Origin of the sequence: Rhodopseudomonas palustris (assembly GCF_003591005.1) — a bacterium.
Classification (GTDB): Bacteria; Pseudomonadota; Alphaproteobacteria; order Rhizobiales; family Xanthobacteraceae; genus Rhodopseudomonas; species Rhodopseudomonas palustris_K.
In genome coordinates this window covers 1-22667 of the sequence record NZ_QYYD01000044.1, presented here as the reverse complement: position 1 = coordinate 22667, position 22667 = coordinate 1, and the positions used below count along the sequence as shown (strand labels likewise).

The following is a 22667-nucleotide window of genomic DNA, read 5'->3' as shown; positions in this document are numbered from 1 at the left end:
ATCCCGGGGGGGCGCGCCCCCCCCCCCGCCCGCGCGCCCCCCCCTCAACCCGGCCGGCTGCCTGGGCGGGGGGCCCCCCCCCCCCCCCCCCCCCCCACCTCCGCGCCCTGCCGCGCGATGGGTTTCGCTGCGCTCAACCCATCCTACGGGCGGGCCCCGTGCACGGGGCTTTTGGATTGCTTCGCTTGCGCTCGCAATGACGGGGAGAGGTCGGCGCTTATTCCGCCGCCGGCTCCGCAGTGGCGACGATCGGACGGACCGTGTCGCCTTCGCGCAGCAGCGCGCCGGCGCGGGCGACGATGACGTCGCCCTCCTGCAGCCCGTCGCGGATCTCGATATTGCCGCCGTTCATCAGCCCGACCTCGACGCGCTTGGTCTCGATCGTCTGACGTCGCACGACCTGAACGACTGTGCCGGCCGAACTGTACAGCACCGCCGTCAGCGGCACCGAGATCCCGCAGCTCTCGCCGGTCTTGATCATCGCCCGGCCGGAGGCGTTCGCCAGCAGCCGCGTGCTCGCACTGATCCCGACGAACACGCTGGCGAGCTGGCTGTTCGGCTCGACGGTCGCCGAGACGCGACGGACGCGGCCCTCGATCTCGTCGGGCAAGCCGACGATCCTCACCGTGGCGGGCTGGTTGACGGCGAGCCGCGACAGAGCGCGAGTCGGGGCCTGACCGACCAGGTCGAATTCGTTGTGCGTGATGATACTGAACAGCGCTTCGCCTTTGGGCGAGGCCGGCGATCCGATCACTGCGGTCGAGCCGGACACCAGACCGGCCACCGGCGCCTGCACGGTGGCAGCAGCGCCGTCAGCCGCAAGCCGAGCCAGGGGCTGGCCTTGGGTGACCGACTCGCCGGGCTCGACCAGCACCTCGGTGACCTTGGCGCCAGGCCGATCGGGCCTCACCGCAATCTCTTCGCGCGGGATCAGAAAGCCGGAGACGTCGACGATCGCCGGAAAACACGCCTTAGTGGCCTTCAGCACGGTGACGGCCTGGCCCTTCAGCGCATCCGCATCGACCTCTTCGGCCGCGCAGGCTCGAATTGTGCCGCACAGCATCGCCAGCACCAACACGCTCACTCCACGCAGCCAGCGGCGGGGTTTTGCCATCATGGTCGCCATTGTCGATCCTTCACGTCCGAGATCTGCAGCCTACCGTATCTCGTCGCCCGAGGCACGCCGCGTCGAGCGCCACGGTGCTTTGCTTGCCGCACGGCGCGCCTCTTGTCACAAAGTCCGTGACTGCCGCACTATTTGCTTTTGAACCATTCGGCGTTTCGCGCGGCTAATCCCTGCAAGGTCAATGGGGGGCAATCGTCGCGATGAGTAGTACACATGCCGAATTCGCGATGATGCTCAAAGTCAATCCGTTGTTTGCAGAGATGGGCGTCGACGAGCTGCAGCAGATCGCGGCGCTTGGTGAGGCGAGGCAAATCGCGGCCGGCGAGGTGCTGTTTCGCAAGGGTGACGACGGCGACGCGTTGTTCGGCGTCCGTCGCGGTCAGGTCCGGATCGAGACCACCGCGTCCGACGGCAGCCGGCTCACGTTGAATTTCCTCGGCCCTGGCGATCTGTTCGGCGAGGTCGCCGTGCTCGACGGCCACCGCCGCACCGCCGATGCCACCGCGGGCGAACCCAGCGAAGTCTTCGTGCTGCGGCGCGAGGACCTGCTCGGCCATCTCGAACGCGAACCCAAGCTCGCCGTCAAGCTGATCGGGCTGTTGTGCCAGCGTATCCGCTGGATGAGCGACCGCATGGACGAGTCGGTGCTGCAGCCGCTGCCGGTGCGGCTGGCCCGCCGGCTGTGCGCGCTGGCGGCCGATTTCGGCGCCGAGGTCCACATCTCGCAGGAGCAACTCGGCGTCTTCGTCGGGGCCGCCCGCGAGAGCGTCAACCGCCAGCTCCAGACCTGGCGCAAGGACGACATCCTCGACGTTCACCGCGGCCGCATCCTGCTCAAGAACATGGGCCGGCTGACCGCGGTGGCGCGGAGCCAGCAGCGCTGAGCAGCGAACTCAACGCGCGCGTAAAGGCCGCTGTGAGTTGTGCGAAGCCCACCCCGCTCCGCAGCGCGCCTCCCTCTCCGCTTGCGGGAGGGGGCTGGGGTGAGGGCGCCGCGAGCAGGGAGGCGCGGATTGCGACGCGATCCGCCATACTCTCGTTCGTCATTCCGGGCGCGCAGCGAAGCTGCGCGAACCCGGATCTATACTCCCGAGACTCGCGGTGGAGCACAGCTTCGCCGATGCCGCGGCCCACAACTCGGCGCGGTGGTTATGGATCCGGGCTCGCGCTTCACGCGCCCGGGAATGACGAACGAGAGATTTGCGCCCGATCGACGGCGTTATGCGTGACCTCGCCGCGGCCTCACCGTCGCACGCCGCTCTCCGCATCCCCGCCGTGGCTCAGCAGCTTGCTGCCGAAGCGCCAGAACAGGCGGCCAACATCGTCCATCATCATGAAGACGGCGGGCACAAAGATCAGTGACAGCACGGTGGAGAAGATCAGGCCGCCGATCACCGCCAGCGCCATCGGCGAACGGAATTCGCCGCCGGCGCCGAACGCCAGCGCGCTCGGCATCATGCCGGCGACCATCGCGATGGTGGTCATCACGATCGGACGCGCGCGCTTCTGGCCGGCGTCGATGATCGCCTCCTCGCGGCTCTTGCCGGCGCGGATCGCCTCCAGCGCGAACTCCACCAGCATGATGGCGTTCTTGGTGACGATGCCCATCAGCATGAGGATGCCGATCCACACCGGCGTGGTCAGCTGCTTGCCGGTGATCAGCAGCGCGCCGATCGCGCCGCCGATCGACAGCGGCAGCGAGAACAGGATGGTGATCGGCTGCAGGAAGGTGCCGAACAGCAGCACCAGCACGGCGTAGACCATCATCAGCCCGCCGGTGATCGCGGTGGCGAAGCCGTCGGACAGTTCGGCGAGGCTTTCGGCGTCGCCTGACGGGCTGACGCGGACGCCCTTGGGCAGCGACTTCATCACCGGCAGATCCTTGATCTGCTTCTGCGCGTCGCCGAGCGCGGCGTTGCCGACGAGGTCGGCCGCGACGGTCGCCTGGCGCTCGCGGTCGTAGCGGTTGATGCTGGTCGGGCCCTGGTCGAACTTGACGTCCGCCACCACCGACAGCGGCACCGAGCCGCGGCCGCCGAAGATCGGCACTTGCAGTTGCTCCAGCGTCGGCAGATCGCCGCGCGCGCTGTCTTCGAGCTGGACGCGGATCGGCACCAGCCGGTCACCGGCATCGAACTTCGCCAGCGCCGGGCCGACGTCGCCGATAGTGGCGACGCGGATGGTCTCCGACAGGCTCTCGGTCGAGACGCCGAGCCGGGCGGCGAGATCGGCGCGCGGCACGACGCGCAGTTCGGGCCGATCCAGCGACGTCTCCGAGATCACGTTGGAGAGGATCGGGATGCGCTTCATCTGCGCCGCCAGCTCCTGGGCGACGTTGTTGACGATGTTGCTGTCGGCGCCGGTGACGACGAGCGCGATTGCCCGCAGGCCGTTCTCGTCGAGGAACCAGTAGCGGATGTCGGGGACCTGATCGAGATCCTTGCTGATCGCCAGTTCGAGCTCGCGCTGGGTGAGCTTGCGGTCGCCCTTCGGCGTGTAGTTGATGATCAGCGAGGCGCGCCGCACCTCCTGGATGCCGGGCGGCACCCGACCGCCGTCAACGAACACGCTGCGCACCTCCGGCCGCTGGCGCAGCATCGTAACGATGCGCTCGGTGGTCTTCTCGGTGGCGCCGATCTGGGTGCCGGGCGGCAGCTCCATCGCCATCACCGAGCGCGCGGTGTCTTGCGCCGGCAGGAAGCCCTGCGGCAGCAGCACGATGCTCCAGATCGAGGCGACGAAGATGCCGAGCCCGATCAGCACCGTGATGTAGTAGTGCTTGACCGACCAGGTGACCAGCCGGGTGTAAGCCTGCAGAATGCGGCCCGGCGGCTTCTCCTCGTGTGGCGCGTCCTTGAGAAAGTAAGCGGCCAGCACCGGCGTGACGAACCGCGCCGCCAGCAGCGAGAAAAACACCTGCACCGACACGGTGATGCCGAACTGCTTGAAGAACTGTCCGGCGATGCCGGACATGAAGCTGGCCGGCGCGAAGATCGCGATGATGGTCAGCGAGATCGCGATCACCGCCAGGCCGATCTCGTCGGCCGCCTCGATCGCCGCCTCATAGGGCGACTTGCCCATCCGCATATGGCGGACGATGTTCTCGATCTCGACGATGGCGTCGTCGACCAGGATTCCGGTCGACAGCGTGATGGCGAGGAAGCTGACGAGGTTGAGCGAGAACCCCAGCATGTCCATCGCCCAAAACGCCGGGAAGATCGACAGCGGCAGCGAGATCGCCGCGATCACGGTGGCGCGGAAGTCGCGCAGGAACAGGAACACCACGATCACGGCGAGGATCGCGCCCTCGAACAGCGTCGAGATCGCGGCTTCGTAGTTGCCTTTGGTGTAGTCGACCGAGGTGTCGATCAGCTTGAGGTCGACGTCCGGGTTGGAGGCCTTGAGCGCATCGATGCGCTTCTGCACTGCTTCGGCGACGACGACATCGCTGGCACCCTTGGAGCGCTTGATGCCAAGCGCCACCACCGGCTCGCCATTGACGCGGGCGAAGGTGCGGCGGTCGGCGATGGTGTCGGTGACGGTGCCGAGATCGTCGAGGCGTATTTCGCCGCCGGACGGCAGGCTGATCATCGTGCCGGCGAGATCGTTCAGCGTTTTCGCGCCGGCGAGCGTGCGGATCGCCTGGTCGTTCTTGCCGATCTCGGCGCGGCCGCCGGCGAGATCGACATTGGTGCCGCGCAGCCGCCGCGACACGTCGAGCGCGGTCAGGCCCGCGGCCTTCAGCCGGTCCGGATCGAGCGAGACCAGAATCTCGCGCTCGACGCCGCCGATGCGCTCGACCTGGGCGACGCCGCGCACGCCCTGCAGCGCGCGCTTGACGACGTCGTCGACGAACCACGACAGCTGCTCCGGCGTCTTGCCGGGCGAGATCGCCGCGTAGGTGAGGATCGGCAGGCCGATCACGTCGACGCGCTGGATCAGCGGCTCGTTGACGTTCTGCGGCAGGTTGGCGCGCACCCGCGTCACCGCGTCCTTGATGTCGTTGAGGGCGCGGTCGGTGTTGGTCTCCAGCGCGAACTGGATGGTGGTGACGGACAGCCCGTCGGTCACCGAGGAGGCGATGTGGCGCACGCCCTCGACGCCGGAGACGCCGTCCTCGATGGTCTTGGTGACCTGCGCCTCGAGCTCGGCCGGCGCGGCGCCGAACTGCGCGACCGCGACCGACACCACCGGGATGTCGGCGCTCGGCAGCCGTGTGATGGCGAGCTTGGTAAAGCTGATCCAGCCCAGCGCCAGCAGGATGATCGAGAACACGATCGACGGCAGCGGATGCCGGATCGACCAGGAGGAAACGTTGAGGCCCATCTAGCGCACCCGCGATCGGTCGAATTCGTCCTGAACAACCGGCTTGATCAGATCGCCGTCGTGCAGCGAGGTGCCGGCATCGGCGACGACGAATTCGCCCTCGCGCACGCCTTCGAGCACTTCGATGCTGCTGTCCGATGTGAGCCCCACTTTCACCCGGCGGGTCTCGACGGTGTTGCCCTTCACCACCTGCACCTTCAGGTGATCGACCGCCTGGCGCGGAATTGCGACGCCGCAGCTGCGCCGCGCGTCGATGGTCGCCCTGACGAACAGGCCGACCCGCAGCGCCGGCGAAGCGCTGACGGAGATCCGCACCTTGCCGAGCTGGGTCTTGCGGTCGATCTGCGGCGCCACCAGCCGCACCTTGCCGACCAGGTCCGAGCCGCCATCGAGCCCGATCCGCGCCGGCGCGCCCGGCGTCACTTTTAGCGCCTGGATGCTGGGCACTTCGGCCTCGACCTCGAGCTCATTGCCGACCGCGATCTTGGCGACCGGTCCGGCGAGCGGCGACGCCGGCGCGCCGACCGCAGTGCGCAGCTCGGTGATCAGTCCGGCCGCTGGCGCACGCAACGATTTCGCACCGGTCGCGCCCACCATCCGCACCAGTTCCTGATTGTCGGTGACGACATCGCCCTCGCGTACCAGCACCTCGGTGATCTTGCCGTCGGCGTCGGCGATCACCACGGCCTCCTTGCGCGGCACCACGAAGCCGGTGATGCGCACCATGTCCGAGAAGCAGGCATTGGCGGCCTTCGCCACGGTGACCAGCACGCCGCTCGGCGGCGGCTCGGCCTTCTCGGCGGCGAGTGTGGGGGTGAGCCAGGTGACGCTTGCAAAGCAGCTCAGCGAGGCGCTGAAGATCGCGGCGCCCGCTCCGCGCCGGAGCTTCGCCCGCCGTGGTGTACGCGGGTCGGTTTCGATCCACGGTTCGGTCATCGGCGCACTCGCGTCATCGGCATGCTTCATCACATCTCGGTTGAAGGTGCGCCGCACCCGTGGGTCGTTCGGTGCGCGGCCAAACCGCTCATGGCGCTGCGGAAATCTACACACCGTGATCTTGGGGCAAAAGGCCTAAAGCGCGCTCGCAGCAGCGTCATGGTGAGCCGCAGAGGCGCGTCACACTCTGCCGTTATTCCCCGGCTTGTCCCGGGGACCCAGTATTCCAGGGCGCTTGTTGCGAGCGCACTGCGGATCAACGCACGCTCTAGGATACTGGGTCGCCCGGACAAGCCGGGCGATGACCGCAGCAACAGTAGGGACGCCCTCGATCAGGTCCCGCTCACTGTCCCGGTCACTTCGCCGCAGTCGTCTGGCTCGTCATGTTCACCACCTGGACGCGGCGGTTGGCGGGATCGGCGGGGTTGGCCGCATCCTTCGGCTTGGTCTTGCCGTAGCCGACGGTGACGAGGTCGCTGCCGGCGATGCCGTATTTCTCGACCAGCGTGCGCTTGATGGTGTCGGCGCGGCGCTCGGAGAGGTCCTGATTATACGGCTCGCTGCCGATGCTGTCGGTGTGTCCCGCGACCACGAAGGTCGAGCCCTTGAGGTCCGGATTGGCCAGCGCCTTGCCGAGCGCTTCCACCGCAGGCGCGGCCTTGCGGCTGATATTGGCGGAGTTGTAGTCGAAGGTGATTTCAAGATCGATCGCCGGCTTGTCCTTTGCCAGCGTCGCTATCTGCTCGCGCTCACTGAGCGACAGCGAGCGCGACGGCCGGTTGCGCAGCGTATCGACGAATTGCCGCTCGGTCGGATCGGCCGCCGGGCGTTCGGCGGACAGGCTGCGGGTCAGCGGCTTCTTCGGTGCCAGCGCGCGCAGGATCTGGTCTTCGGTGGCAACCTCGGCCGCGGCGGCAAGGCCGGCGAACGACAACGCGGCGATGCCAATAGCGGTGCGGATGAAAGCCAGGCTGGATGTGGTCGACATGGCAGTACCCTCTGAGCGCCGACGGCGCGATGGATGAGGCCGGTGCGCGGGCCGTCGACTCGTCGTCGCGGCCAAAGCAGAGGAGGTTCAATGCGCCGGCGAGATGCGACGCGGGGTCACTCGACCCCGTAGCCGGCGAATTCCTTGACGATGTTCGGGTCGAGCCCCTTGGCGGTGGTGACGTCAATGTCGCCTTCTGACTTCAGCCCGGCGCGCTGCCGCGCGAGCCCGCGTCCGTACAGCGACGAGGTCAGCCGGGGATTGATCTTCAGGGCGGCATCGAAGTCGGCAATGGCGTTCTTGAACTCGCCGCTCTTGAGATTGAGCAGGCCTCGGCTGTCCAGCGCATCGACGAAGTTCGGCCGCAGTCGCAGCGCCTCGTTACAGTCCTTCAGCGCCGCCGGCAGTTCGTTGATCACGGTGCGGACCCAGCAGCGATTGTTGTAGGCTTCGACGTCGCGCGGGTTCAGCCGGATCGCGTCGTCGAAATCCTTGATCGCCGACCAATACGCCCCCTTGCTGGCATAGACCTGGCCGCGTCGATAGAACGCGTTGGCGTCCGTCGGGTTTTCGTCGATGCGGTTGCTGAGGTTCTGCACCGTCGGATCATCGCGCAGCGCCAGCCGGACTTTTTCGTCATCCTGCTTCGGGTCCGGAGGGCTGGCGCCGGGCTGTTTCGACAGCGCGTTCGGCACATCGACCGGCGGCGGCGGGTCGATCCGCTTGGCAGGATCAGCGGGCTTGCCGGGCTCGCTTGGCGCCGGGGTCGCAGGCTTGGCGTCCGCTGTGGGCACTGCTGCTGGCGTCGGCGTGGCGACGGTGACGGGCGCCGGCACGAAGGGGAATTCCTCCGCCAGCGACGACGAGATCCACGGCACCTGCTCGCTGCGCGAGGCGCGGGTGACGCCGATGCGGGCGCGGTTGAGCGCCTCCTCGGCGCCGAGGCCGGGGACGCGGATTTCCTTCAGGAGCTCGGTGACGAACAGGCTGCGATCGCCGCCATTGTCGCCGACCACCGAACTCAGCGCGGCGGAGTACATCACCAGCGAATTGCCCGGCGCGATGATCGGTGCCAGGCCGGCCGAGAAGCTGCGGAAACGGCGTTCGAACGGATTGCGCCGCGAGGCGTCGATGAGCGCGATCTTGACGCTGGCGCCGCGGCTGTTGAGCTCGCTCAGCACGGTCTCGAGGCTGACGCCGTCGCGCCGGACGTCCGGCTCGGTCCAGATCTGCGCGTCCACCGGGATCATGTAGCTCTGCCGGCCCGACTGGATGCCGAAGCCGCTGAAGAACACCAGCGCCACCGAGCCCGGCTTGGTACGCGCGTATAATTTGTCGAGGGCGCGCCGCATCGCATCGCCGCTGAGGTTCTCGCCGACATCGACGTCGAAGCCCTGCCGCTTCAACTCGTCGGCGAGATCGCGGGCGTCGCCCACCGGCTGCTTCAGCGGCTTCTCGGCGTCCGGATATTTGGCGTTGCCGATCACCAGCGCGACGCGGCCGCCGCGGTCGTCGGCGGCCATCGATGCGGTCGGGGACACCATCAGCAGCGTGAGGACGATGAGCAACGCGGTTCGGAGCTTCATGCAACGCCGGTCCTTGCAAGGACGCCGATCCGGACGAAGCCGGCGGCAATCCGAATGCGATCGACGTCTTTCATAAGATCAATCGGCCGATCTCGCCACTGTGGCTTGGGTCGCGTGACGGACGCGGAAGGTTCGGCATTCAATCGGCACTCCCTTAGCCGACCAAAGCCTTCCTGGTCGCCGGCGCATCGTCGTGGCCGTGGCTGGCCTGGATCAGATCGAGGTGGCGCTCGATCTTGCCGAGCGCGTCAGCAAGGCTGTCGCGCTCGCGCGCCGACAGGCACGACAGTATCTCCTGCTCGCGGCGCTTCAGCCGCGGCACCAGCTCGTGATACAGTGCGCGGCCTTTCGGCGTGAGCTGCAGGCGAAGTTCGCGGCGGTCGTCTGCGTTCTCGACTCGTTCGATCAGCTCGCGCTCCAGCAGCGCGTTGACCGCACGGCTGATGGTCGATTTGTGGGTGCGGGTGCACTGCGCAATGAACTGTGCCGTGCAGGCATCGTCGCGATAGCCCAGCGTGGCGAGGATGCGCCAGCCCGGAATGTCGAGACCGTAGCGCTGCTGATACTCTTCCGCGAGCGCCGCGCTGACTTCGGCGGCCAGCCGGTTGAGCCGGAACGGCAGGAAGGAGAACAGATCGAGCTTCACCAAAATTTTCTCCGGACCGGGTTGCGCCTCGGCGCGGCAGCGGCTTAGATGGTTGCAAATGAAACTATCACGCGGGAGGAAAGCTTGACCAGCACTTTGCCTGGCCGCATGGGCCGAAAAGGCTGAGTTCGATGGCCCATCCGCAGGAATTTCAGTTCGGCTATCGCCGCCATCCGGATCAGGACCGCGTCGGCGAACCCGCACGTCACCCGGTGGTGATCGTCGGGGCCGGCCCGGTCGGGCTGTCGCTGGCGATCGATCTGGCGCAGCGCGGCCAGGCCGTGGTGCTGCTCGACGACGCAGACCGGATCGGCGAGGGCTCGCGCGCGATCTGTTTCTCCAAACGCTCGCTGGAAGTCTGGGATCGGCTCGGCGTCGGCTCGCGGATGGTCGAGAAGGGCGTGGTCTGGCAGGTTGGCAAGGTGTTTCGCCGCGGCGAGATGGTCTATCGCTTCGACCTGTTGCCCGAGACCGGCCACAAGATGCCGGCCTTCATCAATCTGCAGCAATACTACGCGGAAGCCTTCCTGGTCGACCGCGTGCAAGAATTGCCGCAGATCGACCTGCGCTGGCGAAACAAGGTGATGGCGTTGGCGCAGCACAATGATCACGCGGTGCTGACGATCGACACGCCGGACGGCCCGTATCGCCTCGCGGCCGACTACGTGGTCGCCTGCGACGGCGCGCGCTCGGCGCTGCGCGGGCTGGTGGGCGCGGAGTTCGCCGGCGAAGTGTTCGAGGATCAGTTCCTGATCGCCGACGTCAAGATGACGGCCGAATTTCCGACCGAGCGCTGGTTCTGGTTCGACCCGCCGTTCCATTCCGGCCAGTCGGCGCTGCTGCATCGCCAGCCGGACGACGTCTGGCGCATCGATCTGCAGATCGGCGCCGACGCCGAGGCAGCAGTCGAGCGGCTGCCCGAGAACGTCCGGCCGCGGATCGAGCGAATGCTCGGCCATGGTGATTTTTCGTTCGAGTGGATCTCGGTCTACAAATTCCAGTGCCGCCGGATGCAGCGCTTCCTGCACGAGCGGGTGATTTTTGCCGGCGATAGCGCGCATCAAGTCTCGCCCTTTGGCGCGCGCGGCGCTAATTCCGGGCTGGAGGATGGCGAAAACCTCGCCTGGAAGCTGGCGCTGGTGCTGCGCGGCGACGCGCCCGCGAGCCTGCTGGACAGTTACGAGGCCGAGCGCAGCCAGGCCGCCGACGACAACATCCGCCACTCCACGCGCTCGACCGATTTCATCGCGCCGCATTCCAAACAGGAGCGGCGGCTGCGTGACGCCGTCTTGGCGCTGGCGCAAGACGTCGACTTCGCCAAGCGCATGGTCAATGCCGGCCGGCTGTCGACGCCGTCGGTGTATGACAGCCCGCTGTCGACGCCCGATGTCGATCCATGGTCCGCAGGACCGCGCCCCGGCGCCGCGCTGATCGACGCGCCGCTGCGCGCGGCGGACGGCGAACCGACGTTTCTCACCGATGCGTTCACGCAGGCCGGTCGTAACTTCGTGCTGCTCGAAAGCGCCAACGGCGGGCGCGCGCCGCTGCCTGCCGGCGTCGCCAGCCTCCGCATCGGCGACGACGCGCCGCTGCGCGACGAACAGGGCGCGTTCGCGCAGCGCTACGACGCCGCGCCGGGCTCGGCCTATCTGCTCCGCCCCGACGGCTATGTGGCCGCCCGCTTCCGGCATCCGACAGCCGCGGGTATCGAAGCCGCGCTGGCGCGGGCGAGCGGACGATGAGGACGCCGACATGGTGACAGCAGCGATCTCGCATATTGAACAAACGTCACAACGCGCACGGCGCAACCTCTCCCCGCGTGCGGGGAGAGGTCGATCGGCTCCGCGCAGCGGAGCCGATCGGGTGAGGGGGCGTCTCCGCATGGCCGAGCCTCTGCGATCCGCGGAGGCACCCCCTCACCCCAGCCCTCCCCCCGCACGCGGAGAGAGGGAGCGCGCTGCGTCGCGGGGAGGCGTGCGATGACTATTGCGCTGTCGACCACAAGCAACTTTCCCGACCCGGACGCTGCCTACCGACTGATCGTCGAGGCGCATCGCGGCATCAGCGACGAGCAGAGCGCCGCGCTCGACGCTGCATTGGTGCTGATCCTCGCCAACCACATCGGCGACCTCGCCGTGCTGCGCGACGCGGTAACGCTGGCAAAGCGGCGGGTGGTGGATGACGTGCAGGTGGCGTCGTGAGGGAAGAAGTGAGGTGAGGTTCGTCGAGCAAGGCCTCCAAGTTCGTCATTCCGGGGCGCGCGTAGCGCGAGCCCGGAATCCATAACCACCGCCGGGAGTATGGATTCCGGGCCTGCGCCCCAACAGGGGCGCATCCCGGAATGACGAACTCAAAGACTGTTACGTAAATCAAAGTAATCAATCGAACTCATCGACCAAAGCTAAGGACCACGCATGGCCAAGGGTTTCGCTTCCACCACCGATCTCGCCGAGAAGAAGGTGACGTTCTCCGAGATCGGTCCCGATCTCTACGCCTTCACTGCGGAGGGCGATCCGAATTCGGCAGTGATCGTCGGCGAGGATGGCTGCCTGGTGTTCGATGCGCAGGCGACGCCGGCGATGGCGAACAAGGTGATCGAGCGCGTCCGCGCCGTCACCGACAAGCCGATCAAATACGTCGTGCTGTCGCACTATCACGCGGTGCGCGTGCTCGGCGCCTCCGCCTATGGCGCCGAAGGCATCGTCGCCTCGCAGGAAACCTATCGGCTGATCGAGGAACGCGGCCAGCAGGATTGGGATTCCGAGTACGGCCGCTTCCCGCGGCTGTTCCAGGACGCCGAGAGCATTCCGGGCCTGACCTGGCCGACGCTGGCGTTCGACGGCGAGATGTCGATCTATCTCGGCAAGCGCGAGGTGCGGCTGATGCAGCTCGGCGCCGGACACACCTCGGGCGACATTGTCGCCTGGGTGCCGGACGCCGAAGTGATGTTCACCGGTGACCTCGTCGAGTATCACTCGGCCTGTTATTGCGGCGACGCTTACTTGCGCGAATGGCCGGCGACGCTGAACGAGATCCGCGACTTCAATCCGAAGGCGATTGCGCCCGGCCGCGGCGACGCGCTGCAGGGGCTGGAGACCACGCGCGAGGCGATCGCGATGACCCGCGATTTCGTCGGCACGCTGTACGGCGCCGCTGAAATCTCGGTCGCCAAGGGTCGCAACCTCAAGGAGACCTGGGATGCGACCCGCGAGCTGATGGATCCGAAATTCGCCAGCTTCGCGATTTACGAACACTGCCTGCCGTTCAACGTGTCGCGCGCGTTCGACGAAGCCTCCGGCATCGAGGATCCGGTGATCTGGACCGCCGAGCGCGACCGCGAGATGTGGGCTGCGCTGCAGGGCGGCTGATATCACTCAACGTCCCGGCGTGCCGGGAGCATCCAGACCGATCGGAGGATGACATGAACATCAATGCCGCACCGCAGATCCTCGGCCACGGTTCGCAGGGCGTCACGCCCGGCTACATGTCGGGCTTCGGCAATTCGTTCGAGACCGAGGCGCTGCCCGGCGCGCTGCCGATCGGGCGTAACTCGCCGCAGCGCGCGGCGTACGGCCTCTATGCCGAGCAACTCTCAGGCTCGCCGTTCACCGCGCCCCGCGGCGCCAACGAGCGGTCATGGCTCTATCGTATCCGTCCGTCGGTGAAGCACTCCGGCCGCTTCGCCAAGGCGGATAGCGGCCTGTGGCGCTCGGCGCCGTGCTTCGAATACGATATGCCGATCGCGCAGCTGCGCTGGGACGCGCCGCCGATGCCGCAGGAGGAGCTGACGTTCCTAGAGGGCGTGCGGACGATGACCACCGCCGGCGATGTCAATACCCAGGCCGGCATGGCGACGCATCTGTATCTGATCACCAAGTCGATGGTCGATCAGCACTTCTACGACGCCGACGGCGAGCTGATGTTCGTGCCGCAGCAGGGCAGCCTGCGGCTGGTCACCGAGTTCGGCATCATCACCATCGAGCCCGCCGAGATCGCCGTGATCCCGCGCGGCGTCAAGTTCCGGGTGGAACTGGTCGACGGCCCGGCGCGCGGCTATCTGTGCGAGAATTACGGCGGCGCGTTCACGTTGCCGGAGCGGGGTCCGATCGGCGCGAACTGCCTCGCCAATTCGCGCGACTTTCTGACGCCGGTCGCCGCCTATGAGGACAAGGACACGCCGACCGAGCTCTACGTCAAGTGGGGCGGCGCGATGTACGTGACCAGACTGCCGCATTCGCCGATCGACGTCGTCGCCTGGCACGGCAACTACGCGCCGTACAAATACGATTTGCGCACTTATTCGCCGGTCGGCGCGATCGGCTTCGACCATCCCGATCCGTCGATCTTCACCGTGCTGACTTCGCCGTCGGAGACGCCCGGCACCGCGAATATCGACTTCGTGATCTTCCCGGAGCGCTGGATGGTGGCGGAGAATACGTTCCGGCCGCCGTGGTACCACATGAATATCATGTCGGAGTTCATGGGGCTCATCTACGGCGTCTACGACGCCAAGCCGCAGGGCTTCGTGCCGGGCGGCGCCTCGCTGCACAACATGATGCTGCCGCACGGCCCGGACCGCGACGCCTTCGAGCATGCCTCGAACAGCGAGCTCAAGCCGGTGAAGCTGACCGGCACGCTGGCGTTCATGTTCGAGACCCGCTATCCGCAGCGCGTCACCGAATATGCCGCCACCGCCGGCACGCTGCAGGACGACTACGCCGATTGCTGGCGCGGTCTCGACAAGCGCTTCGATCCGAACCGGCCATGAAGAACGCTGTGTCGCAGGACGAGCATGACGGCGCCGTGATGTACGGCTACTTCCGTTCGTCCGCCGCCTATCGGGTCCGCATTGCGCTGAACCTGAAGGGCCTCGTCGTCGCCGAGCGCTACGTGCATCTGCGCAACGGCGAGCAGAACCTCGAAGCCTATCGCTGGATCAATCCGGCCGGGCTGGTGCCGTATTGGCGCGAAGGCGATTTCAATCTGGCGCAGTCGCTGGCGATCATCGAATATCTCGACGAGACCCATCCCGAGCCGCCGCTGCTGCCGAAAGACCGGCAGGCCCGCGCCATCGTGCGCGAGATCGCCTATGCGGTCTGCTGCGACATCCACCCGATTGGCAATCTGCGAATCCTCCATCGCCTGACCGAACTCGGCGTCGACGAGATCGAGCGCGCGCGCTGGTCGAAAGAGTGGATCGAGCAGGGATTTGCGGCGATCGAAGCACGGCTGGCGCAAACGCCGGGACCGTTCGCCTATGGCGACCAGCCGACCCTCGCCGACCTGTGCATCGTTCCGCAGATCTTCAACGCCCGCCGCTTCGACGCCGACCTCGCCCCGTTCGAACGCATCCGCCAGATCGAGGCGGAAGCGATGAAGGTCGATGCCTTCGTGGCCGCCGAGCCGGGCCGGCAGCCGGATGCGGAGTAACGTGTTTCGTCATTGCGAGCGCAGCGAAGCAATCCAGCTGTTTGGCACGAACTATCACCCCGTCATGCCGGGCTTGTCCCGGGCATCCACGTCTTGCCGCACAGGTCGCCAGAAAGGCGTGGATGGCCGGGACAAGCCCGGCCATGACGACGCTCTTGTACGACGGCATCGCACCTAACTGACTCAGGATTTTTCATGCACCCCAACGATCCGCGTCTGCGCTCCTTCGTCGATGTGAAGGCCGACGGCGACTTCCCGATCCAGAACTTGCCCTACGGAGTGTTCTCGACCGCAACCAATCCTTCGCCGCGTATCGGCGTTGCGATCGGTGAGTTCGTGCTTGACCTCGCAGCTTTGCAGAACGCGAAACTACTCGATCTACCGGACGGCGTGTTCGCGCAGCCGTCGATCAACGCCTTCATGGCACTCGGGCCGGCGGTGTGGAGCAAGACGCGCGCGCGGATCAGTGAGTTGTTACGGCACGACAATCGCGAGTTGCGGGACAACGCCGAACTGCGCAAGCAGGCACTCGTCGCAATGCGCGACGCGACACTGCATCTGCCCCTGCGCGTCGAGGGCTTCACCGATTTCTACTCGTCGAAGGAACATGCCACCAATGTCGGCACGATGTTCCGCGACAAATCCAATCCGCTGCTGCCGAACTGGCTGCACATTCCGATCGGCTACAACGGCCGCGCTTCGACCGTGGTGGTGAGCGGAACGCAAATCCATCGCCCGCGCGGCCAGCTCAAGCCGCCATCGGCGGAGCTGCCGAGCTTCGGGCCTTGCAAGCGGCTCGACTTCGAGCTCGAGATCGGCGTCGTGGTCGGTCAGTCGTCGCCGATGGGATCGATGCTGACCGAGCAGCAGGCCGAGCAGATGATCTTCGGCTTCACGCTGCTCAACGACTGGAGCGCGCGCGACATCCAGCAGTGGGAGTACGTGCCGCTGGGGCCGTTCCAGGCCAAGGCATTCGCGACGTCAATCAGCCCGTGGATCGTCACCCGCGAGGCGCTGGAGCCGTTTCGCGTGCATGGGCCTTTGCAGGACCCGACACCGCTGCCCTATCTGCAGCAGCAGGGCGCGAACAACTACGACATGGCTCTGGAAGTCGCGCTGCGCACGCCGGCGATGAAGGGCGCGGCGCGGATCAGTGCGACTAATTTCAAATATATGTACTGGTCGTCTGTGCAGCAGCTGGTGCACCACGCCTCGAGCGGCTGCGCCATGAGCGTCGGCGATCTGCTCGGCTCCGGCACGGTGTCGGGGCCGGCGAAGGATCAACTCGGCAGCCTGCTCGAACTGAGCTGGAACGGCGCGGAGCCGGTGCGACTGCCCGGCGGCGAGCCGCGCGGGTTCCTCGAGGACGGCGACTCGCTGGTGATGCGCGGCTGGTGCCAGGCCGACGGATATCGCGTCGGGTTCGGTGAGGTCGAGGGGACGATCGTGGCGGCGGGAGGCTAACTGGTTCGCCGCGAACCAACCTCAGCGTTTGTCATTCCGGGTTCGCGCTACGCGCGCCCCGGAATGACGACGGTGGAGTTAGTGGCCGCCCCACTCCTTCGCCACGCCGGCTAGGTCCGTCTTCACCGGCGCACGGACCGTCGAGGGCGTGCGCATGAAGCGCGGGGCCGGGGCCGGCTGGGTGTGGCCGTTGTTTTGGATGAACACTTCGCGCGCCACCATGTGCGGATGCTTGGTGGCTTCCGACATCGTCAGCACCGGGGCGAAGCAGACGTCGGTGCCTTCCATCAGCTTGCACCATTCGTCACGGGTCTTGCTCTTGAACACCGCGACCAGCTTCTGCTTCAGCTCCGGCCAGTTCTTGGGATCCATCTGACCGTCATACTGCGCGTCGGTGAGGCCGGCGAGTTCGCGTAGCAGTGCGTAGAACTGCGGCTCGATCGAGCCGATCGAGACAAAGTGGCCATCCTTGCATTCATAGGTGCCGTAGAAATGCGCGCCGCCGTCGAGCATGTTGCTCTCGCGGGTTTCCTTCCAGCGGCCGGCCGCGGTCATATCGAAGAACATCGTGATCAGCGACGCGGCGCCGTCGCACATCGCAACGTCGACCACCTGGCCCTTGCCGGAGCGCTTGGCTTCGAGCAGGGCGGCGAGCAGGCCGACGACGAGATACAGCGAGCCGCCGCCGAAATCGCCGACCAGATTGAGCGGCGGCACCGGGCGCTCGGCCGGGCCGATCGCCGCCAGCGCGCCGGTGATCGAGATGTAGTTGATGTCGTGGCCGGCGGCCTGCGCCAGCGGGCCGGTCTGGCCCCAGCCGGTCATGCGGCCATACACCAGCTTCGGATTGCGGCTGAGCACGACGTCAGGGCCCAGGCCGAGCCGCTCCATCACGCCCGGACGATAGCCTTCGATCAGCGCGTCGGCTTGATCCAGCAGCGTCATCACGCCGGCGACGGAGTCCTTGTTCTTGAGATCAACCTCGACGATCTTGCGGCCGCGCGCGGCAGCGCCCTGCGGCTTCTGGCCGGCGCGGACCAGCGTGATCACCTCGGCGCCCATGTCGGCCAGCAGCATCGCGCCGAACGGGCCCGGGCCGATGCCGGCGAATTCGACGATGCGGATGCCGGTGAGCGGGCCGCTGGCGGTCTGCGAGGTTGCGGAGGGCGAGGCTGACTGTTGCACCTTGGGTGTCCCTTTGTTGTTGTCCGCGCTTGCGGAGCGTTGTGTCGCGCCGAAATCACCACGGCGGCCGTGCAAAGAGCAAGCTGCTTTTCAGCGCAGGGCTGCATACGGCTATGCTGCGGCAGTGCAATACGAAGCCGCAACGCAAAACGGCGCGCACCAGGCGCGCCGTTTGCCGTGAAATGGAATGAAGTGGTCTTCAGCCGGCGGCGTCGACCGCGCGCTGCGCCATCACCTTGATCAGGTTGGCCCGATAGTCCGAGGTGCCATGGATATCCTCGATCAGGCCGTCGTCGGAGACCTTGACGCCGTCGAGCGCCGACGCCGACCAGTTCGCCTTCAGCGCGTCTTCGATCACCGGCACCCGCATCACGCCGTTCTGCGACGCGCCGGTGGCGGCGACGCGGATCTCGCCGGACTTCAGCTTGGCGACGAACACGCCGGTCAGTGCGAAGCGCGACGCCGGGTTGCGCATCTTGGAGTAACCGGCCTTTTCAGGCACCGGGAACGAGATCGCGGTGATGATTTCGTTGTCTTCGAGCGCCGTCATGAACAGGCCCTTGAAGAACTGATCGGCCGGGATCTCGCGCTTGTTGGTCTTCACGGTAGCGTTCAGCGCCAGCACGGCGGCCGGATAGTCCGCCGCCGGATCGTTGGTCGCGACCGATCCGCCGATCGTGCCGCGATAGCGCACCGCCGGATCGCCCAGCACCGAGGTGAGATATGCGATCGCCGGGATGCTGCGCTTGACGTCGGCATTGCTGAGGATGTCGTAGTAGGTCGTCGCCGCCTTGATGGTCAGGCTGTCGCCGCTGGCCTCGATGCCGATCAGGCCGGGGATCTTGGCGATGTCGATGACGTCGCTCGGCGCGGTGAGGCGCTGCTTCATCACCGGCAGCAGGGTGTGGCCGCCGGCGAGAAACTTCGGATCGCTGCCCTTGCCGTAGAGCGCGACCGCTTCGTCGACGCTGGAGGCGCGGTGATAATTGGTCGAATACATGGATATCTCCTGTCAGAGATCAATTGTGTGTCTGTTCACGAAGCCCTCCGTCATTGCGAGGAGGCGAAGCCGACGAAGCAATCCAGCGCGGTGCACTGAGCTTCTGGTTGCTTCGCGGAGCCTGTGCCCGGACCGCGCGTCGCGCGGATCCGGGTGCTCGCAATGACGGTGTCCATACTCCGTCGCCTGTTATTCCGCCGCCTGCTGCAGTTGCATCGCGTGCCACACCCGATCCGGCGTCGCCGGCATTTCCAGCCGGTTGGTGCCGATCGCGTCGGTGATGGCGTTGATCACTGCCGCCGAGGCGCCGATCGCGCCGGCCTCACCGCAGCCCTTGATGCCGAGCGGATTGCCCGGGCACAGCGTCGTGGTGTGCGAGACGTTGAACATCGGCACGTCCTCGGCGCGCGGCATCGCGTAGTCCATGAACGACGCCGTGACGAGCTGGCCGCTGTCGTCGTAGATGGCGTGTTCCAAAAGCGCCTGGCCGATGCCCTGCACCAGGCCGCCATGGACCTGGCCTTCGACGATCATCGGGTTGATCAGCCGGCCAAAATCGTCGACCGCCACGAAGTTGACGAACGACGTCTTGCCGGTGCCGGGATCGACTTCGACTTCGCAGAGATACGAGCCGGCCGGGAAGGTGAAGTTGGTCGGGTCGTAGAACGCGCTCTCCTTCAGGCCCGGCTCCATGCCGTCCGGCAGGTTGTGCGCCGTGTAGGCGGCGAGCGCGACCATCGGCAGCGCGATCGATTTGTCGGTGCCGGTGACTTTGAACTCGCCGTTCTCGATGACGATGTCGTTCTCCGAGGCCTCGAGCTGATGCGCGGCGATCTTCTTGGCCTTGGACTCCACCTTCTCCATCGCCTTGACGATCGCCGACATGCCGACCGCGCCGGAGCGCGAGCCGTAGGTGCCCATGCCGAACTGCACCTTGTCGGTGTCGCCGTGAACGATCGACACCTGGTTGATCGGAATGCCGAGCCGGTCGGAGACGAGCTGGGCGAAGGTGGTCTCGTGGCCCTGGCCGTGGCTGTGCGAGCCGGTCAGGATCTCGATGGTGCCGACCGGATTGACGCGAACTTCGGCGGACTCCCACAGGCCGACGCCGGCGCCAAGCGAGCCGACCGCCTTCGACGGCGCGATGCCGCAGGCCTCGATGTAGCAGGAGAAGCCGAGCCCGCGCAGCTTGCCCTTGCGTTTGGCCTCGGCCTTGCGGGCCGGGAAGCCCGCATAGTCGATCGCCTTCAGCGCGGCGTCGAGCGAAGCGTTGAAGTCGCCGGTGTCGTACGCCATGATCACCGGCGTCTGGTGCGGGAACTGGGTGATGAAGTTCTTGCGGCGCAGCTCGGCGGGATCGACCTTGAGCTGCCGCGCCGCGGTCTCGACCAGCCGCTCGAGCAAGTAGCAGGCCTCCGGCCGGCCGGCGCCGCGATAGGCGTCCACCGGCGTGGTGTTGGTGTAGACGCCGATCACCTCGGCGTAGATCGCCGGGATGTTGTACTGGCCGCTCAGCAGCGTCGCGTACAGATAGGTCGGCACCGAGGACGAGAACAGCGACATGTAGGCGCCGAAATTGGCGTGGGTAGTGACCCGCAGCCCGAGCATCTTGTTGTCGGCGTCGAACGCCATCTCGGCCTTGGAGACGTGGTCGCGGCCGTGCGCGTCGGTGAGGAACGCCTCGGAGCGATCGCCGGTCCATTTCACCGGACGGCCGGTGCGCTTGGAGGCCCACAGCGCCACCATCTCTTCCGGATAGATGAAGATCTTGGAGCCGAAGCCGCCGCCGACGTCGGGCGCGATCACCCGCAGCTTGTGCTCGGGCGCGACGTTGTAGAACGCCGACAGCACCAGCCGTGCAACGTGCGGATTCTGTGACGTGGTGTAGAGCGTGAAGTGCTCTTCGGCCTCGTCGTAATTGGCGACCGCGGCGCGCGGCTCCATCGCGTTCGGCACCAGGCGGTTGTTCGTCAGTTCGAGCGAGACGACGTTCGCCGCTTTGGCGAACGCCTCATTGGTCGCCTTCTGGTCGCCGATTTCCCAGTCATACACCACGTTGCCCGGGGCCTCGGGATGCAGCTGCGGTGCGCCTTGGGCGATCGCGGATTTGATGTCGGCGACCGCCGGCAGCTCCTCGTAGTTCACCACCACGGCTTCGGCAGCGTCGCGGGCGAGGTTCTTGCTCTCGGCGATCACCACCGCGACGGCCTGGCCGACGAAGCGCACCGTCTCCGGCGCCATCGCCGGCCACGCGCCCATCTTCATCGCCGAGCCGTCCTTGGAGTGGATCGCCCAGCCGCAGATCAGATTGCCGATCTTGTCGTCGACGATCTGCTGCCCGGTGAGCACGTCGACCACGCCCGGCATCGCCTTGGCGGCCTCGACCTCGATGCTCTTGACCTTGGCGTGGGCGTGCGGGCTGCGCACGAAATGCGCATGCGCCATGCCGAGGATCTTGACGTCGTCGACGTAGCGGCCCTTGCCGGTGATGAAGCGTCGGTCTTCCTTGCGAACGACCCTGGCGCCAATTCCCTCGATGCCCATCTGCAGTTTCTCCCTTTGGGCTGCTTTGATCGCGCGCGGTTCAGGCGTCGCGGGTCGCAGCCATCATTCGACTATGTGGTCGGCGACGATAACGAGTGCGGGCAGGCGGCCTATTCGGCAGCCTGCGCCACGTTCATGCGGGAGGCGGCGTCGAGCACCGATTTGACGATGTTGTGATAGCCGGTGCAGCGGCAGATGTTGCCTTCGAGCTCCTGGCGCAGCGTGTGCTCGTCGAGCTCAGCGCCGTGCCGGTTCACGATGTCGATCGCCGACATGATCATCCCGGGCGTGCAGTAGCCGCACTGCAGCCCGTGATTGTCGCGGAACGCCGCCTGCATCGGGTGCAATTCTTCGCCGCGGGAAATGCCTTCGATGGTGGTGATGTTGGCGCCGTCGGCCTGACCGACCAGCGTGGTGCAAGATTTCACCGCGCGGCCGTCGATATGCACCACGCAGGCACCGCATTGGCTGGTGTCGCAGCCGACATGGGTGCCGGTGAGGTTGAGATGATCGCGCAACAGATTGACCAGCAGGGTCCTGTCCTCGACCTCCGCGGTCACGGCTTTACCATTCACAGTCAGTGAAACTTTGGACACGCCCGATCCTCCCAATTTTTAATTGTTCCAATTAGAAGCGCGGCCGCCGCAGTTTGCAACTGGGATTTTTGCGATCGCGTTGCGAGGCGCCGTCGATGACGATGGGATGACGGATCGTCCGGCGGCGTTGCGAATGGGGGCGGCTTCCTGCGGATACCGACGATGGAGAGGGCGGTGCAACAAAGTTGACCGTCATTGTCGCGCTTGCGGGCGATGAGGTGAGAGTGGCGCGAGGCGATGCTACCAAAACCAACCGTCATCAGCTTTGGTAGCCATCGCAACCACACGCCTTTTCCATCCGCGGCAGCGTGGTCGTCAGCGCTTAGGTGTCGGCCCGCGTCCCCTGTCAAGGTAGCCGCCCTGCCTTCACGTCTGCGACTGCCGCTGCCGCGTCCATCGCTCCCCGCCCGCGAACCGTGACGATCGCGTGTCGCCCCTCTTCACGGTGCTGCGTTGGCGCGGACTATGGTCCTTGCAGGGATTTTGTTGAGGGGCTCACTGCCCGCGTCGGCCTCAGCCCGGCCCTCTCCCGCAAGCGGAGAGGGGGCGCGCTGCGGATGGGGTGCGTGATTGCTTTACAAACTCATCGCGATACTACTTCGCAGTAACCCAAGGCCTCTCGTGTTCCGGGGCGCGCGTAGCGCGAGCCCGCAATCCATAATCACGGTGCTGCGTTGGGGCACGACGTCGGCCACGCTGTGCGCCACTGCGAGTCTCGGGAGTATGGATTCCGTGGTGGCGCCGCGTTTGGGGGGGGCCCCGGGTGTAGGGGGGGGGGGGGGGGACGCGCCGGGCGGGGGGGGGGGGGGGTGGTGGGACAAGGGGTGGAGGGGGGGTGGT

The 22667-nt window shown here is 66.5% G+C and carries 17 protein-coding genes; 7 read left to right on the top strand and 10 right to left on the bottom strand.

All coding sequences use genetic code 11. The annotated features are described in order from the left end of the window. Positions 1-217 precede the first annotated feature (217 nt). Positions 218-1114 (bottom strand): HlyD family efflux transporter periplasmic adaptor subunit, encoded by an 897-nt coding sequence (locus D4Q52_RS24960; RefSeq protein ID WP_425328511.1) that lies wholly within the window; start codon positions 1112-1114, stop codon positions 218-220. A gap of 212 nt (positions 1115-1326) precedes the next feature. On the opposite strand from D4Q52_RS24960, the gene D4Q52_RS24955 reads away from it, so the two are divergent. Continuing rightward, positions 1327-2010, top strand: coding sequence for a Crp/Fnr family transcriptional regulator (locus tag D4Q52_RS24955; RefSeq protein WP_119859284.1), 684 nt, complete (start codon positions 1327-1329; stop codon positions 2008-2010). A gap of 358 nt (positions 2011-2368) precedes the next feature. On the opposite strand, the gene D4Q52_RS24950 is transcribed toward D4Q52_RS24955, so the two are convergent. The 5 genes from D4Q52_RS24950 to D4Q52_RS24930 all read right to left on the bottom strand — a co-directional run bounded on the left by D4Q52_RS24950 (position 2369) and on the right by D4Q52_RS24930 (position 9611). Continuing rightward, the gene (locus D4Q52_RS24950) at positions 2369-5452 is read right to left on the bottom strand and encodes an efflux RND transporter permease subunit (protein ID WP_119859283.1); all 3084 of its coding nucleotides are present in this window, start codon (positions 5450-5452) and stop codon (positions 2369-2371) included. After that, the gene (locus D4Q52_RS24945) at positions 5453-6388 is read right to left on the bottom strand and encodes an efflux RND transporter periplasmic adaptor subunit (protein ID WP_119859285.1); all 936 of its coding nucleotides are present in this window, start codon (positions 6386-6388) and stop codon (positions 5453-5455) included. It abuts the gene before it with no gap. A 355-nt stretch (positions 6389-6743) separates the two neighbouring features. Further along, on the bottom strand, positions 6744-7376 hold the full coding sequence (locus D4Q52_RS24940; RefSeq protein ID WP_119859282.1) for an OmpA family protein: 633 nt from the start codon (positions 7374-7376) through the stop codon (positions 6744-6746). 116 nt (positions 7377-7492) lie between these two features. Then, entirely contained in the window at positions 7493-8962 is a 1470-nt protein-coding gene (locus D4Q52_RS24935; protein ID WP_119859281.1) for a caspase family protein, read from the bottom strand. A 154-nt stretch (positions 8963-9116) separates the two neighbouring features. After that, the gene (locus D4Q52_RS24930) at positions 9117-9611 is read right to left on the bottom strand and encodes a MarR family winged helix-turn-helix transcriptional regulator (RefSeq protein WP_119859280.1); all 495 of its coding nucleotides are present in this window, start codon (positions 9609-9611) and stop codon (positions 9117-9119) included. 128 nt (positions 9612-9739) lie between these two features. Between D4Q52_RS24930 and D4Q52_RS24925 the strand changes: the two genes are divergently transcribed. The 6 genes from D4Q52_RS24925 to fahA all read left to right on the top strand — a co-directional run bounded on the left by D4Q52_RS24925 (position 9740) and on the right by fahA (position 16502). Continuing rightward, entirely contained in the window at positions 9740-11350 is a 1611-nt protein-coding gene (locus D4Q52_RS24925; protein WP_119859279.1) for an FAD-dependent oxidoreductase, read from the top strand. Positions 11351-11587: 237 nt separating this feature from the next. Beyond that, the gene (locus D4Q52_RS24920; protein ID WP_119859278.1) at positions 11588-11809 is read left to right on the top strand and encodes a DUF2783 domain-containing protein; all 222 of its coding nucleotides are present in this window, start codon (positions 11588-11590) and stop codon (positions 11807-11809) included. A 213-nt stretch (positions 11810-12022) separates the two neighbouring features. After that, positions 12023-12976, top strand: coding sequence for an MBL fold metallo-hydrolase (locus tag D4Q52_RS24915; RefSeq protein ID WP_119859277.1), 954 nt, complete (start codon positions 12023-12025; stop codon positions 12974-12976). A gap of 53 nt (positions 12977-13029) precedes the next feature. Next, positions 13030-14376, top strand: a complete 1347-nt coding sequence (hmgA, locus tag D4Q52_RS24910) for a homogentisate 1,2-dioxygenase (protein WP_119859276.1) — start codon at positions 13030-13032, stop codon at positions 14374-14376. Next, positions 14373-15038, top strand: a complete 666-nt coding sequence (gene maiA / locus D4Q52_RS24905; protein WP_119859275.1) for a maleylacetoacetate isomerase — start codon at positions 14373-14375, stop codon at positions 15036-15038. Before hmgA ends, maiA begins: the two co-directional genes overlap by 4 nt. A gap of 195 nt (positions 15039-15233) precedes the next feature. Further along, positions 15234-16502: a fumarylacetoacetase gene (fahA, locus tag D4Q52_RS24900; protein WP_119859274.1), complete on the top strand. Its 1269-nt coding sequence runs from the start codon at positions 15234-15236 to the stop codon at positions 16500-16502. A gap of 78 nt (positions 16503-16580) precedes the next feature. On the opposite strand, the gene D4Q52_RS24895 is transcribed toward fahA, so the two are convergent. The 4 genes from D4Q52_RS24895 to D4Q52_RS24880 all read right to left on the bottom strand — a co-directional run bounded on the left by D4Q52_RS24895 (position 16581) and on the right by D4Q52_RS24880 (position 21827). Further along, entirely contained in the window at positions 16581-17687 is a 1107-nt protein-coding gene (locus D4Q52_RS24895; protein WP_119859273.1) for a CaiB/BaiF CoA transferase family protein, read from the bottom strand. A gap of 199 nt (positions 17688-17886) precedes the next feature. After that, entirely contained in the window at positions 17887-18687 is an 801-nt protein-coding gene (locus D4Q52_RS24890; protein ID WP_119859272.1) for an FAD binding domain-containing protein, read from the bottom strand. A gap of 189 nt (positions 18688-18876) precedes the next feature. Further along, positions 18877-21231 (bottom strand): xanthine dehydrogenase family protein molybdopterin-binding subunit, encoded by a 2355-nt coding sequence (locus D4Q52_RS24885; protein ID WP_119859271.1) that lies wholly within the window; start codon positions 21229-21231, stop codon positions 18877-18879. Between the two features lie 110 nt (positions 21232-21341). After that, the gene (locus D4Q52_RS24880) at positions 21342-21827 is read right to left on the bottom strand and encodes a (2Fe-2S)-binding protein (protein ID WP_119859270.1); all 486 of its coding nucleotides are present in this window, start codon (positions 21825-21827) and stop codon (positions 21342-21344) included. Positions 21828-22667: the final 840 nt, after the last annotated feature.

Excerpts from the sequence above, each read along its gene's own strand:
- maiA (WP_119859275.1), top strand. The coding sequence starts at position 14,373 with ATGAAGAACGCTGTGTCGCAGGACGAGCATGACGGCGCCGTGATGTAC.
- D4Q52_RS24885 (WP_119859271.1), bottom strand. The coding sequence starts at position 21,231 with ATGGGCATCGAGGGAATTGGCGCCAGGGTCGTTCGCAAGGAAGACCGA.
- D4Q52_RS24950 (WP_119859283.1), bottom strand. The coding sequence starts at position 5,452 with ATGGGCCTCAACGTTTCCTCCTGGTCGATCCGGCATCCGCTGCCGTCG.
- fahA (WP_119859274.1), top strand. The coding sequence starts at position 15,234 with ATGCACCCCAACGATCCGCGTCTGCGCTCCTTCGTCGATGTGAAGGCC.
- D4Q52_RS24890 (WP_119859272.1), bottom strand. The coding sequence starts at position 18,687 with ATGTATTCGACCAATTATCACCGCGCCTCCAGCGTCGACGAAGCGGTC.
- hmgA (WP_119859276.1), top strand. The coding sequence starts at position 13,030 with ATGAACATCAATGCCGCACCGCAGATCCTCGGCCACGGTTCGCAGGGC.
- D4Q52_RS24935 (WP_119859281.1), bottom strand. The coding sequence starts at position 8,962 with ATGAAGCTCCGAACCGCGTTGCTCATCGTCCTCACGCTGCTGATGGTG.
- D4Q52_RS24945 (WP_119859285.1), bottom strand. The coding sequence starts at position 6,388 with ATGACCGAACCGTGGATCGAAACCGACCCGCGTACACCACGGCGGGCG.
- D4Q52_RS24925 (WP_119859279.1), top strand. The coding sequence starts at position 9,740 with ATGGCCCATCCGCAGGAATTTCAGTTCGGCTATCGCCGCCATCCGGAT.
- D4Q52_RS24955 (WP_119859284.1), top strand. The coding sequence starts at position 1,327 with ATGAGTAGTACACATGCCGAATTCGCGATGATGCTCAAAGTCAATCCG.
- D4Q52_RS24960 (WP_425328511.1), bottom strand. The coding sequence starts at position 1,114 with ATGGCAAAACCCCGCCGCTGGCTGCGTGGAGTGAGCGTGTTGGTGCTG.
- D4Q52_RS24940 (WP_119859282.1), bottom strand. The coding sequence starts at position 7,376 with ATGTCGACCACATCCAGCCTGGCTTTCATCCGCACCGCTATTGGCATC.
- D4Q52_RS24920 (WP_119859278.1), top strand. The coding sequence starts at position 11,588 with ATGACTATTGCGCTGTCGACCACAAGCAACTTTCCCGACCCGGACGCT.
- D4Q52_RS24915 (WP_119859277.1), top strand. The coding sequence starts at position 12,023 with ATGGCCAAGGGTTTCGCTTCCACCACCGATCTCGCCGAGAAGAAGGTG.